Genomic DNA, 18,069 nt, shown 5'->3' with positions numbered 1-18,069 from the left:
TAGAACTTATTTATAAAAAGAAAAACGACAATCATAGTTGATTGTCGTTTTTTTATATTGAGTTTCTGATATTATTCAGAAGCTGTTTTTTCTTTATTTAAGAACTCTTTAATGTCTTCTACAGCATTAGGAACAGCAATGATTTTTTTGTCCTTATCTAAAATGAAGTACGTTGGTGTAGCATCAATTCTATATTTTTGAACCACTTCATTATCGAACTTGTACGTAGGATGAGTACCTAAAACATTGTGCCAGTTGTATAATTTATTCTTAGCCCAAGAGTTGAAATCAAGATCATTTTCTTCTATAGCAAAAGCAATTACAGAAGTATTATCGTATTCTTTCATGAATTCATGAACTTCAGGAACTTCTTTAACACAGTGTCCACATTGAGTACTCCAGAAAATCATTAAGTAATACTCTCCGTCATCTAAAGTAGATAAAGAATAATCTTTACCGTCTTCTTTCCAAGAAAAATCAGGAGCAGTACGTCCTACAGATACACTTAATTCAGCTAATTTTCCTTCTTTAAATTTAGCATCTTGTAAGTTAGCCGGTAATTTATCATAGTATTTTTCAAATACTTCATCAACAATTTCAGAATTTCTCTGTATTGTAAAACGAGTAATTAAATATTCTAAAATTTCTTTCTTAGTGGCATCTTTTTTAATGATACCCATAATTTTTTCTATAGACTCTTTATATAGTTTTTGTTGTAACGATTGACTTTCAGCAATGTTTAAATAAAACACATAATTAGTAACTCTATCTATAATAAAAGGAGAGTTGTATAATGTTTTGTCAGAAAAATCAATGTTATCAAAGAAACTATTTAAGACATGATCTAAATATTCTTGAGTATCGTCAAAAATGTCATCAGAATTCGTAGCTTCAGAAGCCTTAATGAATGTATTTACTAACATTCCTTCAGATTTACCTTCATAAATTTCCTGAACTTCTTCTTGCTCTTTGTAAGCTTTCTTATAAGCTTTTTTAGTTTTCTTTTTATCAGATTTCAAGTATTCAACTTGAAGAGAGTCTATAGCACGTTGTGTTAACGACAATGCTTCTGTATATTCTCTATATACTTTATTCTCTCTTGATTTTGTAAATAAAACTGATTCTTCAGGAAACTGAGGATTAAATACAAATTCTACATTTTCTTTGTTAAAAAAGAAATCTACAAATCCTGCACCAGTATTTCTATAGCTAACTCTATAAGCTCCAGCTTTTGCATCTGCAGGAAGTGTTAATTCAAAACGACCAACCTTTTGTGTGCTTCCTCCTAAATCAACATCCTCAAATTTTATTGTTGAATTGCTAATAAATTTTTGCTTAGCTCCGTCGATTCTATATAACACAACCCAATCACTTTTTTCTGGGGGAGTCATCGTCCCTTTTACTGAAAATTGTGCATTAGCAACAGCAGCTACAAAAATTAGTAAAACAAAAAATCTTTTCATCATTAGTAAGGGATTTATATTAAAATATATTTAAAATTCTACTTCTTGTATTCCAATAAGCGTACCAAAATTACTATTTCTTATTTAATTTAAGTACTTTAGGTTTAAATTTATTAACCTAAATGACTGTAGAAAACAAAATAATATGGTTAACTGGAGCTTCTTCTGGTATAGGAAAATCTCTAGCTATCCTACTTTCCAGCCAAAATACAAAATTAATCTTATCTTCAAGAAATGAATCTGCTTTAAATGAAGTGAAAAATTTATGTGCTTTTCCTGAAAATATAAAAATACTACCTTTAGATCTAGAGGATTATGAATGTTTTTCTGAGAAAGTTGACAAAGCTATTGCATTTTTTGGAGGCGTTGATATTTTGGTAAACAATGGTGGGATTAGTCAACGATCCTTAGCAAAAGACACTAATATTTCTGTGGATAAAAGGTTAATGAATATTAATTATTTAGGAACTGTTGCACTCACCAAAGCTATCTTACCACATTTTCTCAATAAAAACTCTGGACATTTTGTGGTAACAACAAGTATTGTAGGAAAAATAGGTACTCCATTGCGATCTACATATGCAGCAACTAAACATGCTTTACATGGTTTTTTCGATAGTTTGCGCGCAGAAGTATTCAATGACAATATAAAAGTTACTTTAGTTTGCCCTGGTTTTGTGACTACGAATGTTTCTAAAAATGCACTAACTGGTGATGGATCTCCACAAGAGATTATGGATAAAGCCACCGCTAATGGAATTGATCCAGATCGTTTCGCAAAATTAATGTTGAAAGCAATAAAAGCAGAGAAAGAAGAAGTTTACATTGCAGGTTTTAAAGAAAAATCTGGAGTATATGCAAAACGTTTTTTTCCTAAGTTGTTATCTAAAATGATACGAAAGTTAAGCGTTACTTAACTAAGGATGACAGCTAAAAATGAATAGGCTCACAGCGGTATCATCAAACTTGTTTCCAGGATATATACCTGTAATTTCAAATTCAAAGGTTTCACCGATATTTGGAAAGTTTTGGTATCCAATTTCTCCAAAATTAATTTTTTGAGCTTTCGGGGTGTCGTTAAGGTTTATTTGAGCAATTAATATTCCATTACGATACATATTAAAACTTTTTACTCTATTATTGTTTTTCCAAGTATTTAAGTTTTTGGTATAACCATTAACAATTGTTGCATCTAAAGACATACGCCAAGACTCTGCATCCCCAAGTATATCAGTTACTTTATAAGTAATACGCTCTTTTATTCCTGAATCATTTTTACCTTCAACCCAAGCAGTATTTGTATCAAAATCAATTAAATTCTTTGTAGTGTAGCTATTTTTTGTTTTGGCAGAAAGTGTACTAGAAGCCGATACTTTGCAAGTATTGTTACACAAACCCCCCAATTCTCCTTCATCGTAAGGATAAAGCCAAGGAGGATTTTTAGCAATAATTTCCGCGTTAACAAGTACCGGTTTTTTAGGATAAAACCCATTATATTTTTTTAAAAAAGGAACTTGATTACTCCTGAAAAAAGTACAATTTTGAAAATCTAGATGAGGATACACTACTTTTTCTTTTTCACTTACATAAAAAGTACATGTTTTAAAAGCTATGTTTGTCTTACAATCATCATTGATTTTAGATGGAATATCTTTAAAAATTACATTTTCAAATGAAATATCTGATCTTTCTGATTTGATGAGATCATCAGCATCTAAATGACTACAATCTTTCCCACTACCTGAAATACTACAATTATTAAATGTTATGTTTTTACTTTCTAATAGTTGTATTGTATGTGCCCGACAGTAAGCTGTGTTGATTTTCATTTCTAAATTTATCTGAGATAATAAAATGTTTTTAGAATTGCGTATAGAAACTGCATTGAAATTACCATCAAAGAATAAAGTAGAAGCTTCTTTTTTAGATATTACAGATAAATTGGTAATGTGATTAAATTGTAAGGTTTGTTTAAAATTTAGTCTTTTTGAATTTACTTTAATTACCCTATTAGATTTTATAGCATGAATAAATTCTTTGGTTGTGGTAACAGTGACTGTGTCTCTTTGTTGACAAGAAGTTTGAAGTGTTATGAATAAAATCAGTAATAAAAAGATATATTTCATTACCCTAAATTAATGAAAAAAATCTAGGCTTTCGAAATAAGAAATAATAGCCTCTTTCATTAATACGGTTTGTTCACCGGGTTTTAAATTTGGTAGTTCAGTAAGTGTTTTATAATGTGGCCAGCCTTCATTGTCAAAGTAGTCAAATTCATAATAGCCATATGGTTCTAAAAGTTTACAAATAGCAATGTGCATCAGGTTAATTTTTTCATCCTTCTTAAATTTTCGTTGTCCCTGACCTAATTCTTGAACACCAATGAGATATATTATAGCATCTATAGTTAGTTCATCTCCTTCAGCAAATTGATGCGTAAGTTTATCTACTATAAAATCCCATTTTTCTTTTAAATTTATAACCTTCTCCATTTGTATCGTATATAACAAAGCAAAGATACGAACGAGATACTTATATTTGTTAAAATTCTTAGTACGATGAATACCTTAGATATTATTATTGCATCACTACTTCTTTTTGGTTTTGTTAGAGGCCTAATGAAGGGCTTATTTGTAGAAATAGCTTCTTTGGTTGCATTAGTTGCTGGAGTTTATGGAGCTATTCATTTTTCTTACTTTTTAGGAGATTGGTTAAAAGATAGTCTAGATTGGAGTGAAAAGTATATTACTTTAGTTGCTTTTGCAGGAACTTTCGTTATTATCATTTTAGTCATTGCTCTATTAGGTAAGATTTTAACTAAAATTGCAGATTTTGCTTCTCTGGGTATTTTAAATAAAATATTAGGAGGTGCCTTTGGAGCATTGAAAATAGGATTAATACTAAGTGTAATTTTTATTTTCTTTGGAAGAATGAATGACACAATTCCTTTTGTTAAAAAAGAAAGTTTAGATGAATCTATTTTATTTCATCCTGTAAAAAAAATCGCTCCAATGATCTTCCCATCGATTATTAAGGGAGATGATGAAATTAATGAAATAGAGGAAGATACTACAATTTAGTTTTAGGTATAAATCCTAAAATGGTAAAAGTACTCTGCTTTCCTTTTTTACAAATATCTTCTTTTATGTGTAGTTGAAGTGTAGTTCCTTTCATAATATGCAAAGCATCAAATGTTTCTGGAGTTTCTGTTTTAAAATATATTGATGTATTAACACGAGGAAGGTTAATTATACTACTACCTTGATTTGATACTTTTAATATTTTACATAATAATACATTAGCATTTTCATCATTACAATCTAATACTTGTTTATTTTTTCCTAAGATTTTAGCATCTATGTAGAGGTTGTTAGGAGAGGTTGTAACTTCTTGTTGAGCAACATCTCCAAACTTTGGTTTGGCTATTTTTTTCTTTTGACTGGTTAAAATTTGGCTTGAAAACAAAAGAGCTAAAAAAGTAATTGTAAAAGAAAAAGATTTGAATTTCATAGTTATAAGTTAAAAAAAATAGAGGCATTTAAGCCTCTATTTTAATATGATGAAAAATTATTTTTTAATAATTTTAAAACGTTTAGCAGTTTTTTCTCCTTCTATATTGATAAGATAGATTCCTGAAGAAACGTTTGATGCATCCCAAACATAATTAGATTTAGGAGAAACATTTTGTTCTTTATGAACCATTTTACCCGAAATATCAAAAACACTCAACGAAACTTTACTGTCTGTAGTAATTGTTTGTAAGTTAAAGTTAAAGATTCCTTCAGATGGATTTGGCCAAGCCAACGTTTTTAATTGTCCATTTATTGAAGTTAAAGAAGCTTCTTGTATTGGCTCTTCATTTTCTTCACCTAAACTAATGATATCTCCAAAAATCTGGAAAGTTTGATCTATTGGAGTTCTACCTAAAGCAACAGAAGTTGGAGTCCAATCTGTAGCTCCAGTTCCAAATAAATCAGCAACATCTCTAAATTGAGTAACTTGTCCTACTGAATTATCTTCAGAAGACCAGAACCATTGATTTCCTGTTGGTAAGAAAGCTAAGTTTACATAAATAGAGATCCAGTAGTTACCACTTTCTAATGTTAAAGGTTCAGGGAGTAATAAGTTTAAATTAGGATCATTAAGTTCAGAAATTGGTGTTAAGTTAGAGCTGTTGTAAACTTCTTCTCCAGGAGTTCCGTTATTGTCATCGTAAATAACAACATCTACACTAGAGAAATTAGGTACTCCATTATTTCCACCAAAAGCAAGTATTCTATTAATTACCCAAGTATTTCCAGCTGGTACAACAAAGTCATCTGCTGCTTGAGCGATTCCGTTAAAATCTGTAAAGTTTTGAGATGGAATAGATGTAACAAAAGGATTAGTTTGAGCATAAATTGGAGTTTCAGAAATAGATACATTGAATCCAGTAGAAACTTGTTCTTCGCCAGCTTTAGCTATTAATCCGATAGTTGCTACTCCAATAGCATCTGGAGTGTAAGATAATGTTAATGTATCTCCAGAAATAGAAGCGCTAACTAAACCAGGATTCGTATTTGTAATTTCAATACTTATTGGTAATCCTTGAGATTGTACAAATAACCCAGTGATATCAATTTGAGTATCAGGACTATTTTGAGGTAAACTTAAATCATCTAATAAAAATGCATTAGATAATGTAGATTCAGGTAAAGGATTTGCAGTTATAGGGAAACGTGCACTAAATAAACCGTTACCATGAGCAGCAACTGCAATAAAACCATCTTTTCTAGTTACTACTTCATCAGTAACTGCATTACCAATAGCATTGTTTTCTTTTCTCCAAACAGTATTTTGTCCGTTTAAATAATCTGTATAATATAATCCTGTACTTGTAGCAGCAAATATTTTCTGATTTCTTGAATTAGGATTTCCTTGACTACCTAAAAAAGCAGTACTTCTCACAGAAGGCCCGTTTCCAGAACCATCAGGTCTTTCTTCTAAATTACCACTAATATTTGTCCAAGTTTCTCCTGCATTCTCTGTAATAAATAAACTAAGAATACCGTAGTTAGAAAATGTAACTATTACTCTGTCTGAATTTGAAGGATCTACATTGATATCGTTTACATAACCAGCTGGTAAGCCTTTTCCTGATGCAATATCTACAGGTTGTTGATTATCGATATTAGCATTATCTAAACGATAAATACGACCGCTATTTGTTCCATAGTATAAAGTGTTTGCTACTGGGAATTTAGAAAGGTCTAAAGCAGTAACATTTGAGTTGTCGTCTGTTTGTGTAGCTGAAATATTAGACCAGTTCACTGTAGCATCACTATTAGAAAATAAAGGAATTTCGTCTAAGTCTTTATTTCTCCAGATAGAAGTTCCAATAGGCATGTACATAACATTATCATTATTTGGATCTAAGATATAAGGATTAATAAATGAAAATCCTGAAGCACCTGCTGGTCTAACCTTTGTAAATGATAAAAACTCTCCATTATCGTCAAAATTGAATCGGAATAAGTTTCCGTTTTGTGATGATACATAACGAGTTCTACCTCCGTCAGCAATAGCACTGTAAGTACCATCTCCACCGAAATCTTCTTCCCAAATAGCGTTAGAAGCTGTAGAGTTTGTATACCAAGTACCATTATCTTGGAAACCAGCAACTAAATCATCAGAATTTGCTTCTGGATCAAAAGCTACGTGATAAGGTTGTGTTGTGATATAACCATTGTTTAAAGATTCCCAAGCTACAGGCTCGATTCCTGCATTTGCACTTGTAATATCTTCTGTAATGAAAACTCCTCCATCATTTCCAGATAAAGCTCTGTTTGGATTAGAAGGATAAAATACTAATGCATGTTGGTCAGGATGTTGATTTGTATATAAACTAATATTGTTTAATGGAGAATAACCAGCAACCCAACTTTCTTGTGCAGCTAAAGTATTAAAAGCAGTTGTAGATCTGTAAAGGTTTGTACCACCAACAAAAACAATATTACTATCTGCAGGATGTACTTGAACTACCATGTTATAACCACCTTGTAAATTTAAATCTCCAATAGGTCCTCCGATAGAACTTGAAGGTAAATTAGCAGATAAATTTTCCCAAGCATTTTCAGTTCTATTATATCTGTATAAGGCTGCAGTATTTGCTGGATCTTGTGTAAAAAAGTAAACACTGTCTTCATTCGAAGGATCTATTCCCATTACAGTTCTTCCATAAGATGTTAAGAAACCTTCAGGAGTAATGTTTGTCCAGTTATCACCATCTGTAGAGGTGAAGAAACCAGCATTAGGATTTCCACCTGAGTCAATAGTTGCATAAATTCTTCCAGAAGGAGTAATGCTCACTTCTACAGTATTATCAAATCCTCCAGCTAAAACTTCAGAAAAAGAATTACCACCGTCTTGTGATCTAAAAAGCCCATCGAAAGTTGCAACATATAAATCACCATTTGTAGGATTCACTGCAATAGAGTTAATTAAATCGAATCCAGATTCAAAAGAACCTACATTTTGATTTCTTGTAGCTCTTAATAATTCCCAAGTTCTTCCTTGATCTTGAGATTTGTAAACTCCGCTTCCTTGGTAAAAAGCATTACCACCACGGGCAGAGTTACCTTGTCTTTCTCCTGAAGCAAAATACCAAATGTATCCTCTATTTGGTCTTGGATCTTGAACAATAGTAGTTATACTTGGGCTTTGGAACGAGCGAGTTACTTTTCTCCAAGTTTCTCCATTATTTTCAGAACGCCATAAACCACCAGAAACACCACCAGCAAGAATTACATTTTCATTGTTTCTATCTATAGCTAAAGCTCTAGTTCTTCCACCAACATTGAAAGGACCTCTGTTTACCCAGTTAGAAAAATTTCCATTATTTGCGCTTCTACCATATAATCTTCTTAAGTCGCTACTTGGACTTATTTTTTGAGAAAATTGAAGTTCTGCTTTACGAATATCTCTAGGAATATCGCCTGTTAAAGGATTTTTTAAACGTTCAAATTCGAATTTTGCTCTTTCGATTGCATTATCTGCTTGACGTTGTGGTGGAGTTTTCGCATTTGTAGCTCCTGTTTTACTATCAAACATTTTCTGGTTTTTGTAAACCTGATCTTTCTTAATCTTTTTTGGATTAAATGTCGTTTGAAGTTTTTGTGCATTTAAAGTTGTGCTAGCACCAAGCACGAGCAATGCTAGTGCACTGCCCTTGAGTAGTTTTAGATTCATGTGAGGTTAACTTTTAAAAAAGCTAAAGTTACTTGTAATTCTTGACACTTTTTTGTGAAAGAAATCTTAAAAAAGTTGATTGAAATGTTAATTTTTTTTTAACAAAGAAGTTTTAACCTTTAGAGGTCTGGTAAATAGCAGGTTGTTTTTAATCTATCAAAAAAACACTTAGATAAGTCTAAGTGTTTTTTGTTATTTTTTTTGAAAAGAATGTTGATTTACTATAACATCGTTACTTTTCCTGTATGTAAAGAGTAAACTCCACCTACTATAGAAATTTCACCATTGTCTTCCATTTCTTGTAAAATTTTACTTTTTTCTCTAATTCTCTCAATTGTTAACTTTACGTTATTCTCTACTGTTTTAGCTACGAACTCTGGATTTGAAGAGTCTGCTACACCATCTACTTGTTCTGAAGCCATTTTAGCAGCGGGAGTAATGTTTGCTAACATTTCAGTAATATTTCCAAGTTCAACACCATCACAAGCGGCTTTTACAGCACCACAACTTTCATGTCCTAAAACAAATACCAGTTTACTACCGGCTACAGCGCATGAGTATTCCATACTTCCTAAAATATCTACATTTTCAAAGTTTCCAGCGACACGAGCAACAAAAACATCTCCAATAGTTTGATCGAAAACTAATTCTACAGGCACACGAGAATCTATGCAAGATAAAATTACTGCTTTTGGAAATTGTCCATTAGTTGTTTGTTCTACTAATGAACTAACATCTGATGTGGTTAAGTTGTTTGCAATGTAACGTTTGTTACCTTCTAATAAATCTTCCAACACAGATTTGGGAGTTAAATGACCTTGTAATTCTTTTGTTAAGGCTGTGTTTCTCATTTTTAATTTCTTTTAATGGTTATTTTTTGATATCATCTTTAACCCAATCTAAACATTCAGAAAAGGTTTTAAATATATGTTCTTTTGATACTAGATCAGGAATTAATCCAATTTTCTCCATCATGTATCTTGGTTGTTCAAGTACATCAACAAATAATACCTGAACACCACCTTTTTCAAGATCTATAAGAATGTCTTCTAGAGCAAATAGTCCAGATTGATCTACATAAGGCATTCTGTCCATTCGAACAATTACTGTTTTTGCAGTATCTGGAATTTGTTTTGCTAATTGCTGGAAATTACTTGTAGATCCAAAAAATAAAGGTCCGTTTATATGCTTAATAAAAACTTCTTCAGAAAGTTGGTCTGGAAATTCAGTTTCGTCTTCCCAGGCTTCTTCTTGAAGAGATGAAACATCTGAACTTTTGGCTGTAACATCACCAATTTTTTTCATGAAAATTAGAGAAGCAATTACTAAACCAATTCCTACAGCATAAACTAAATCCCAGAAAGTTGATAATAATAATACAACCAACATTATAATAAATTCAGAACTTAATTTAATTGGTCCTAGCTTTACATCTTTAGGTAAGTTAGGAATAGCACGTAAACCTTTGTAATCCATTACGCCAATTCCAACTGTGATTAAAACTCCTGCTAATACCGCTGCTGGGATTTTAGAAGCTATTGGTCCTAAACCTAATAAGATAATTAATAGCATAACACCAGCTATCATACCAGAAAGTTTAGTCTTTCCTCCAGATTTAATATTTACAACAGTTCTAATCGTAGCGCCTGCTCCAGGAATTCCTCCAAAAATTGCTGCTATACTATTTCCTATACCTTGACCCACTAATTCTTTATTTGGTTTATGTTTGGTTTTAGTCATGTTGTCTGCAACCACAGAGGTTAATAAAGAATCTATGGCTCCCAACAGAGCTAATGTAAAAGCAGTAAAGATGTAAGGCTTTACACTACCGAGATTAAAGCCTGTAAAGATTTCTAGATTTGGTACTGGAAATCCACCCGGAATTTCTTCAATTGGTCTATACTCTAACTTGAAAATTAAAGCAATAACTGTCATAATAACTAGAGCGACTAATGTACTAGGTATTGCTGTAGTAATTTTTTTAAATCCGTAAATAATGATAATCGTACCTAAGGCTAAAAGTAGTTCTAAAAGATTTATACTTTTTAAGGCCCTAGGTAGCACTGTTAAAGCTCCTATTACTCCAGAAGACTCTTTACCAGCTAAAGTTTTGGCTTCTTTTAAAATAGCTTCTTGAGTAATTTCATTGGAACGTTTTATTGTTTCTTTAAAATTTTCTAATACTAATATTCCTTCACCAGCTTCATCTTTTAAGATATTTTGGAGAATAATTTCTTGCGCTTGAGGTTTAAATTTTTCTACAAATGAAACATCTTCTTTAGCATAATAACCAACAGAAGGTAAAATTTGAGTAAATAAAATTATAACACCAATAGCTGTCATAAAACCAGAAACCACAGGATAAGGTATATATCTAATGTATTTACCAAAGCCTAATAATCCGAGACCAATTTGTAAAAGACCAGCCAATAAAAAAACAGTAAGTATTGTAGGCAAAGCTTGGTTTACATTACCATCATTAGCAGCTATGATTGTACCAATAACAACCATACTTACCGCCGTCATAGGTGCAGTAGGTCCAGAAATTTGAGTATCTGTTCCTCCAAAAAGAGAGGCGAAAAAAGCAATAATTATAGCTCCATATAACCCAGCAGTTGGACCTAAACCAGAAGATACTCCGAAAGCAAGTGCTAAAGGTAAAGCAACTATTCCTGCTGTTATTCCTCCAAATAAATCACCTTTAATATTAGAAAATATATTTTTCATTTTCAGTTAAATTGAATTTTTGTTAAGATTTATTAATACTATAAAAATAGTATTTCATAATAAACTTACTAACTTAGATTAGGGTTAAGTTTAAAAAATTCAATGTAACTAGGAGGGTTTTCTACAGTTCCTCTTTCTGAAATTAATTTTATATTTATGTTTCTTTCTTTTGCTTTGTAGGCAAAATCTTCTAATATTTCAATAATGTCATTATCTAAATATCTAGTTTTAGTTACGTCTAATTCTAAAGAAGAATTTTCTGGTAAGCTATCTAACTCTTTTAAAATGGCACCTTTGTTAAAGAAAGTAACTTCTTCAGCTAATGTCATTTTGATCTTACCATCATCAATATCTTCACCTTCTTTGTGAAGGAAATGTGAGTTTTGATAACTTTTATATAAAATAACAAATATTCCAACAGAAAGCCCCAATGCGATACCTTTAAGTAAATCTAATCCAACAATACCAATTATTGTTACGATAAATGGCAGAAATTGTTTCCATCCTAATTTATACATAGTAATAAACGATTTTGGTTTTGCTAATTTATAACCAACTATTAATAAGATTGCAGCCAATACAGCTAACGGAATTTTATTTAATAAAGTAGGAATAGTTACAACAGATATTAATAATAAAAAACCATGTATTATTGCAGATAGTTTAGATTTTCCACCAGAGTTGATATTTGCAGAACTTCTTACAATTACTTGAGTAACTGGTAAACCTCCAATTAAACCTGATACAATATTACCTGTACCTTGTGCAAATAATTCTTTGTTAGTTGGAGTTACATTCTTTTCAGGATCTAATTTGTCTGTCGCTTCTACACATAATAAAGTCTCTAAACTTGCAACTAATCCAATGGTGAAAGCTGTTAATAACACTTTGGGATGAGTTATTTGACTAAAGTTAGGGAAAGGAAATTGAGCTAAAAATTCATCAGAATTTTTAGGTGTAGGAACATTTACCATATTAAAATCTGCAATACCTAAATTCCCTTGTTTTGTAAATATATAATAAAAAATACCTACAGCTACTGCTACAATTGGGCCTTGTATAATTTGAAAAATTTTCCCTTTTTTTGAAAGAACCAAATTCCAGAGTATTAAAATCAATAAACCTACAATACCTATTATAATAGAAGAAGTTTCTACTTTTTCTAAACTACCAAAAAAATCCAAAAGGTTGAATCCTTTTAATTTTGCATTTTCATGACCAAAGAAGAAAGGGATTTGTTTCATAAAGATTATTATTCCAATACCAGCTAGCATTCCTTTAATAACAGAGGAAGGGAAATAGTAGCCTATAACACCAGCCTTTAGAAACCCTAAAATTAATTGAAATACTCCAGCTAGCACGACTGTGGCTAGAAATACGTTAAAGCCTATTTCTTCACCAAATAACTCTTTAAAATCTTGTATAGCAAGTAATACAATTGCTGCTAAACCCGCAGCAGGACCACTAACTCCAATACTAGAGCCACTTAAAGCTCCTACTACAATTCCTCCTACAATTCCTGCTATTAAACCAGAAAATAATGGAGCACCACTCGCCAAAGCAATACCTAAACATAAAGGTAATGCTACAAAAAACACCACTATACTAGCGGGTAAATCATTTTTTATTGTTTTAAACATTTTAAGATATATATTGTTCAACTCAGTTGTTGATTAAGTTGAAGTTTACAGTTAATTTTTATTGTAAAAAATCCGTTTAGTTAAAATTTATCAATCTATCTTTAGTTCTAGTTGTTGTTATATGAAAACAACTAGACTATTGAGAATATATAAGTTGCTTAAGGCGTAACGGATTATTGTATTATTTAATACTCCATGTAGTTAACTATAAAACTCGGGAGGAGGTGAGTCTAATTTTTTAAATATAGAATTATAAGAAGTAGAAATGTAAATAATTGAATTTTGAATTCTTATCTTAGAGTAAGTACTTAAGTTTTGTGTAGTATGTGTAATTTTTGCTTCAGTATCTTTAGTTATTTCACTTTCTTCACTGTCTTCTTCCATATCGATTTCTAAAGAGATTTCACAGCTAAACTTAGTGATACTGATGTAAGTAGGTAATACAATAGACGTAACCAAAATTAACGAAAACAAATATGTATAAACTACCCTTATCATTATTATAAATATATCAAATATATAAAACTCTAGGGTATGAGTATTGTTAAAATGTTAAAAAAGGTCCAATATTTTAATGTTATCGTTTTTTAACCAGCCAATTTTTCCATCAACTAAACGTATTTTTTTCCAATCGTCAACTTCGTCTAATACAATAACTTTTGTGCCTTCATGAAGCAAAAATACTTCATCACCATTTTTTGTTGGTTCATTTTTTACAGAAGCTTCATCAGAAAAAATAATCGCTTCTACGGTATTTGAGAACTTACTATATTGATGATAAGTTATAGCTAATGAAATTATTAATATTAAAAATAATAATATGCTTGTGGTAAAAAATATTCTTTTTCTTGAAGGAATTAAAGAGAAATAGTATAAAATGAATAGTATAGAAGCTAAAAATGAAATGATTACGGAAACAACAGCCCAGCCATTGAAACTAATTTTGCTAATATAATTTTCATTGAATTTTTGTAGAACCGATTTAGGTAGTTCTTCAATTCGATCTAAAGTTAAACGTTTTGCAAATACAAGATTATTTTTTGCATCTTCATTCAAAGGATCTAATAATAAAGCTTTTTCATAATTATAAATCGATGGTCCTACTTTATTAAGTTTATAATAACAATTTCCAAGGTTATAAAACAATTCAGAAGAAACGGTTTTAGATGCAATTAAGCTTTCATAAATTTTTGCCGCTTCTTTGTATGAACCATTTTTGTACAAGTTGTTGGCATTATTAAAAAGTTCATCTGTATTTTGTGCATTAGCAAAACTTGCTGATACAAAAAGGGTAAGTAACCAAATTATTCTCTTCATCATAATTGTCTGTCTAATGAGGTTATTACTTGTTTAGCTCTATTATACTCTTCATTCATTTGAGTATTTGTTATTGGAGTATATCTTGCAAAATCACATTGCTTTAATACTTCAATAAAATCATCTATTGTAGAAATTTCAACTTGTTTATCGTCTAATAATTCAGTGATTTTTTCTCTGCTAATATCAGAAGTTTCAACATTCAATTTTGCTTTTAGGTAATTGTGTAGTGCTCGTTCTAAAGCTTCATAGAACTCCTCTTTATTACCTAATTGTTGACTAGCTTCTGATAAATATTTTTTTGCTAACCTATCTGCCTTACGTTGCTTGTTTCCAATAATATCAGCGTCTCTTTCACTTTTCTTTTTTCCAATGAAAATTGCTACAGGTATAGCTATTAATGGTAGAAGTAACAGTAAATAAAAAGGAATTGATTTAAAAAAGTTTGATGTGTCAATTACTCCTAAAGATGTAGAGGTTTGTATAAATCTAAAGTTATTTCCAGTTACTTGTACATCTTGTTTCTTTACTAGATTTTCAGTCGTTGATACTAATTCTTTTCCTTCAGTAACATTAACGAATAAGTCGTCTGTGCTAATCGTATGATATTTATTGTCTTTAGGATTGAAATATGAAAACTCTGTACTAGGAATTTTATATTTTCCTTTATACTCAGGTACGACAGTATACGTGTCGGTAACAGATCCTCTTAAGCCAGAAGTAGAAATTTTTACATTTTCTTTTCTTTCAGGCTGATATACTTCAAGTTCTTTTGGAGTTTCAACTTTAGGAAGTTCAAATAATTTTAAATTTCCTAAACCAGAAACTTTTACTTTTAATTCTGATGATTCATTAGCTTTTAACGTGTTTTTGTTAGAAGTTAATGTATATTCAAAATTACCTACCGCTCCAGTAAAACTATCAGGCTTTCCTTCTTCAGGTAAAGCTTTAGCCTTAATTATTTTTTTTGCAGATGCATATTGTTTTCTAACTCTTCTTGTGATTGGATTTCCAAAAAAATCGGCTCTTCCTGTAGGAACTGCAACTAAAATATCCATTTTCATAGGGTCAATAGTTAAGTTTCCTGACTTTGTTGGAATTAATAAAGCTTTATGTAAAACAGCGTATCTGTATTGTTCACCATTGTACATAGCGGTTTTAAAATCATAATTGTTGTTTTTTATTTCTTGATTCCAAAAACCAATATACTGTGGAGATTCTGTAATCGCATTATCATAAATACCAACATTATTACTAAAATACAGTCTGTATTCTACATAAATACCTTCTCCAACATAAGGTCTTCCTTTAGAAACTTCTGCAACTAAATGGATGTTTTGTTCAGCTATATAATCAGGATCGTTAGGGTTCTTAGGTATTTTTACTGCTGAAGTAACAATGATTTTTACAGGTTCAGATTTTAAGGTTTGTCCATTCAATTGAATACTTGCAGAAGGAAGATTAAATTCTCCTTTTCTTAAAGGCTGAATTATATAAGTGTAAGATTGAGAGAAAGTAGACTTTCCATTAACCCATGATTGACTAACTGATTGGCTTGGCCCGCCAACAATTTTAAAATTCTTAAAACTAGGCGGAGTAAAATTGTCTGCACCTTGCTTGTTTATAGCAAATTCAACTCGTAAACGTTGATTCACTCCAAGTTTATTCTTACTTACAGTTGCTGTTAATTTAGCATCTTGAGCAAAAATTGATAGCGATGCTAATACTAGTATAAATGTTATAAACTTCAATTTCATTTGTTATACAAAAACGCACAAAAATAATTATTTTTCCGAAGTATAAATTAATTGATTTTTAAGATTTTGATCCTTAAATTTTTCTTAATTCTTACCAGTCTTTTTCTTGTTTTATTTTTCTACCTTTTGATTTTTTAACGTTCATTTTCTTTTGAGTCTTCTTTTCCTCGTTATTTAAGCTTTCTAACAGCTGTTTCATTTGTTCAGGTGTCATTTTACCTGGACGAGGTTTAGGTTTTTGTTTGTTCTTATCTTGTTTGTCTTTCTTCGGATCATTCTGGTCTTTATTGTCTTTCTGATCTTTATTATCGTCTTTTTTATCTTGATCTTTCTTGTTCTGATCCTTTTGATCTTTCTTGTCCTTGTCCTTGTTCTGATCTTTATTATCCTTCTTGTCTTTTTTGTTCTTGTTCTTATCGTTTTTATTTTGCTGTTGTTGCTTTTTTACTTGCTTTTGAGCAGCAGCTAAATTATAACGAGTTTCATCATCATTAGGATTATTTCGTAACGCATTTTTATAAGCTTCTACAGCTTGTTCAAACTGTTTTTGTTCCATCATTGCATTTCCAATATTATGGAAAGCTTCAGCTTTTTCAGCTTTAGATTTAGATGTTTTGGTTGTAAGTTCGTATTGAGATACAGCTTCTTTAAAATTCTTTCCTTGATATAAAGAATTTCCATAGTTGTAACTCGCTTTATCATATTTACTGTTCTTTCCTAAAGCTTTTCTATATGCAATAGAAGCTTCATTGAATTTTTCTTTGTTATATAACTCATTACCATCACGTAATAAAGATCTGGCTTCACGTTGAAGTTTTAATGTGTCTTGTTGAGCACTTGTTAAAGTGCTTGTTAGTAATAAGAAAACAGTACAAAAATTAATAAACAATCTCATGGTTATGATTCCTTTTCGTTAAACAAGTCTACTTTTTTAATCCATTTTGTCTTTCTTTCAAAGAAGAACATATCTATTACTAAGAATAGTATTCCAATACCGATGAACCATTGAAATTGATCTTTATAATCAGAAAATTGCGTAGTTTCAAACTCACTTTTTTGAGCATTTGAAATAATTTTCTCGATCATTTTTACAGGTTGTTCGGTTTTGTTTCCGTCAATATATTTTCCATTGGCTACGTTTGCAATACTTTCCAAAACGTCTGCTTTACGTTTGGTAATTACAGTTTCACCTTGTCTGTTCTTTTTATAACCAATATGTCCGCCATTAAGTTCGATAGGAATCGGACCACCAGTTTCTGTTCCTACACCAATTGTGTACACTTTTACACCTTCATTGGCTATATCTTGAGCTTTTTGTTTCGTTTCTTCTTGATGATCTTCTCCATCAGAAATAATTACTAAAAACTTGTTAGTTTGCTCTTCGTTATTATAATAAGTTTTAGAAAGATCTAACGCTTCATTAATTGCTGTTCCTTGACTAGAAACCATATCAGGATTTGCGTTTTGTAAGAACATTTTAGCTGCTGCATGATCGGTTGTGATAGGAAGTAAAGGATATGCATTTCCGGCATAAATAATAATTCCTACACGATCGCTTCCTAGCTTATCTATAATTTTAGAGATGATTTGTTTTGATTTCTCTAAACGGTTTGGAGCTATATCTTTAGCCAGCATACTTTTAGAAACATCTAAAGCAAAAATAATATCTACTCCTTCGCGCTTTACAGTTTGAAGTTTTGTTCCCATTTTAGGATTTACCAAAGAAATGATCAAAAAACTTAATCCGACTAATAAAAAGATAAGTTTTAAAACAGATTTAAATGTAGAAGCATTAGGAGCTAATTTTGCCAACAGCTCTTTATTAGTAAACTTCTTTTGGGTATTTTTTTTCCACCATAAAACCAATAAAAAAATGACAGTCATTATTGGAATAATAATGAAAAGGGAAAAATATATTGGTTCTTCTATCTTATACAT

Annotated in this window: 15 protein-coding genes; 2 read left to right on the top strand and 13 right to left on the bottom strand. The window is 30.8% G+C overall.

Annotated elements, in window-relative coordinates; translation table 11 throughout:
- Positions 1–71: 71 nt before the first annotated feature.
- A complete protein-coding gene (locus tag AQ1685_RS18415) occupies positions 72–1,466 on the bottom strand; it encodes a TlpA family protein disulfide reductase (RefSeq protein ID WP_095074552.1) in 1,395 nt (464 codons plus the stop codon).
- Between the two features lie 119 nt (positions 1,467–1,585).
- Here AQ1685_RS18415 and AQ1685_RS18410 point away from each other — a divergent pair, with 119 nt between their 5' ends.
- Entirely contained in the window at positions 1,586–2,380 is a 795-nt protein-coding gene (locus tag AQ1685_RS18410; RefSeq protein WP_095074551.1) for an SDR family oxidoreductase, read from the top strand.
- On the opposite strand, the gene AQ1685_RS18405 is transcribed toward AQ1685_RS18410, so the two are convergent.
- Together AQ1685_RS18405 and AQ1685_RS18400 are read right to left on the bottom strand one after the other, a co-directional pair.
- The gene (locus AQ1685_RS18405; protein WP_095074549.1) at positions 2,381–3,589 is read right to left on the bottom strand and encodes an NADase-type glycan-binding domain-containing protein; all 1,209 of its coding nucleotides are present in this window, start codon (positions 3,587–3,589) and stop codon (positions 2,381–2,383) included.
- 9 nt (positions 3,590–3,598) lie between these two features.
- Complete coding sequence (locus AQ1685_RS18400; RefSeq protein WP_095074548.1) at positions 3,599–3,955, bottom strand: hypothetical protein; 357 nt, start codon at positions 3,953–3,955, stop codon at positions 3,599–3,601.
- Between the two features lie 66 nt (positions 3,956–4,021).
- Between AQ1685_RS18400 and AQ1685_RS18395 the strand changes: the two genes are divergently transcribed.
- Positions 4,022–4,543 (top strand): CvpA family protein, encoded by a 522-nt coding sequence (locus AQ1685_RS18395; protein ID WP_095074547.1) that lies wholly within the window; start codon positions 4,022–4,024, stop codon positions 4,541–4,543.
- Here AQ1685_RS18395 and AQ1685_RS18390 read toward each other — a convergent pair.
- From AQ1685_RS18390 to AQ1685_RS18345, 10 genes are all read right to left on the bottom strand, one after another.
- Positions 4,533–4,973, bottom strand: a complete 441-nt coding sequence (locus tag AQ1685_RS18390; protein WP_095074546.1) for a hypothetical protein — start codon at positions 4,971–4,973, stop codon at positions 4,533–4,535. The genes AQ1685_RS18395 and AQ1685_RS18390 overlap by 11 nt on opposite strands.
- Before the next feature lie 57 nt (positions 4,974–5,030).
- The gene (locus tag AQ1685_RS18385; RefSeq protein WP_095074544.1) at positions 5,031–8,690 is read right to left on the bottom strand and encodes a T9SS type A sorting domain-containing protein; all 3,660 of its coding nucleotides are present in this window, start codon (positions 8,688–8,690) and stop codon (positions 5,031–5,033) included.
- 221 nt (positions 8,691–8,911) lie between these two features.
- Positions 8,912–9,541 carry a carbonic anhydrase family protein gene (locus AQ1685_RS18380; protein WP_095074541.1) on the bottom strand — a complete coding sequence of 210 codons (630 nt, stop codon included), beginning with the start codon at positions 9,539–9,541 and terminating at the stop codon, positions 8,912–8,914.
- Between the two features lie 19 nt (positions 9,542–9,560).
- Entirely contained in the window at positions 9,561–11,417 is a 1,857-nt protein-coding gene (locus AQ1685_RS18375; protein ID WP_095074539.1) for a SulP family inorganic anion transporter, read from the bottom strand.
- 68 nt (positions 11,418–11,485) lie between these two features.
- A complete protein-coding gene (locus tag AQ1685_RS18370) occupies positions 11,486–13,057 on the bottom strand; it encodes a SulP family inorganic anion transporter (protein ID WP_095074537.1) in 1,572 nt (523 codons plus the stop codon).
- Positions 13,058–13,258: 201 nt separating this feature from the next.
- Positions 13,259–13,555 (bottom strand): hypothetical protein, encoded by a 297-nt coding sequence (locus AQ1685_RS18365; protein ID WP_157730279.1) that lies wholly within the window; start codon positions 13,553–13,555, stop codon positions 13,259–13,261.
- Between the two features lie 54 nt (positions 13,556–13,609).
- On the bottom strand, positions 13,610–14,377 hold the full coding sequence (locus AQ1685_RS18360; protein ID WP_231970211.1) for an SH3 domain-containing protein: 768 nt from the start codon (positions 14,375–14,377) through the stop codon (positions 13,610–13,612).
- On the bottom strand, positions 14,374–16,131 hold the full coding sequence (locus AQ1685_RS18355) for a BatD family protein (RefSeq protein ID WP_095074530.1): 1,758 nt from the start codon (positions 16,129–16,131) through the stop codon (positions 14,374–14,376). The genes AQ1685_RS18360 and AQ1685_RS18355 overlap by 4 nt, the downstream gene beginning before the upstream one ends.
- Before the next feature lie 91 nt (positions 16,132–16,222).
- Complete coding sequence (locus AQ1685_RS18350) at positions 16,223–17,026, bottom strand: tetratricopeptide repeat protein (protein WP_095074529.1); 804 nt, start codon at positions 17,024–17,026, stop codon at positions 16,223–16,225.
- A gap of 2 nt (positions 17,027–17,028) precedes the next feature.
- Positions 17,029–18,069, bottom strand: coding sequence for a VWA domain-containing protein (locus AQ1685_RS18345; protein ID WP_173862374.1), 1,041 nt, complete (start codon positions 18,067–18,069; stop codon positions 17,029–17,031).

It is taken from the genome of Tenacibaculum jejuense (genome assembly GCF_900198195.1).
Classification (GTDB): domain Bacteria; phylum Bacteroidota; class Bacteroidia; order Flavobacteriales; family Flavobacteriaceae; genus Polaribacter; species Polaribacter jejuensis.
Note: the sequence above shows the minus strand (reverse complement) of the source record. Positions and strands in the feature narration are given on the sequence as shown.